Annotated in this window: 2 pseudogenes; both read right to left on the bottom strand. The window is 59.7% G+C overall.

The features are described 5' to 3' along the window. Nucleotides 1-207: pseudogene (gene yajC / locus G3436_RS19520) on the bottom strand (preprotein translocase subunit YajC); the annotation flags it as partial. 49 nt (nucleotides 208-256) lie between these two features. Beyond that, nucleotides 257-951 (bottom strand): annotated as a pseudogene (gene tgt / locus G3436_RS19515) (tRNA guanosine(34) transglycosylase Tgt); the annotation flags it as partial.

Raw genomic sequence — 951 nt, 5'->3', positions numbered from 1 at the left:
TGGTGACAACTTCGTCACCTTTTTGCAGGTTGCTCAGCAGGTTCTTCTGCTCTTTGGCGCGCTTGGCCTGTGGGCGCCAACGATCATCAGGTAGAAGATGACCAGGAAACCGACCAGGAAAATCCACTCGAAGCCGGTACCGGCTGGGCCAGCAGCAGCGGCAGGGGCTGCGGCATCCGCGTAAGCGGCAGGAATCAGAAAGCTCATTTAGCACTCCAAGTTGCAAGTTGTTGTACGTATCAGGTTCGACAGAACATCAGTCCAAAGGCGGCACAGGCAGCCCGCGCTTGGCGTAAAAGGCGTCGACAAAGGCGGCCAATGTACCCTGTTGAATAGCCTCGCGCAAACCAGCCATAAGGCGCTGGTAATGACGCAGTTGTGGATGGTATTCAACATGCTGCCCAACATTTCGCCGCATTTATCCAGGTGATGCAGATAGGCGCGGGAGAAGTTCTGGCAGGTGTAGCAGTCGCAGGTCGAGTCCAGCGGCGAATCATCGTGGCGATGGAACGCGTTACGGATTTTGAGCACGCCGGTATCGACGAACAGATGACCGTTGCGCGCGTTGCGCGTGGGCATCACGCAATCGAACATGTCGACGCCGCGGCGCACACCCTCAACGAGATCTTCCGGCTTGCCTACCCCCATAAGGTAACGAGGTTTGTCAGCCGGCATCATGCCGGGCAGGTAGTCCAGCACCTTGATCATCTCGTGCTTGGGTTCGCCTACCGACAGGCCGCCGATGGCCAGGCCGTCGAAGCCGATCCTGTCCAGGCCTTCGAGCGAGCGCTCGCGCAGGTGCTGGTGCATACCGCCCTGCACGATGCCGAACAGCGCCGCGGTGCTGTCGCCGTGGGCGTTCTTGGAGCGTGGGCCCAGCGCAGCGACAGCTCCATGGAGATGCGCGCGACGTCTTCATCGGCCGGGTACGGTGTGCATTCGTCAAAGATC

Source organism: Pseudomonas brassicae, from assembly GCF_010671725.1.
Classification (GTDB): domain Bacteria; phylum Pseudomonadota; class Gammaproteobacteria; order Pseudomonadales; family Pseudomonadaceae; genus Aquipseudomonas; species Aquipseudomonas brassicae.
The sequence above is the reverse complement of the archived record's forward strand: the minus strand, read 5'-3'. Positions and strand labels throughout refer to the sequence as shown.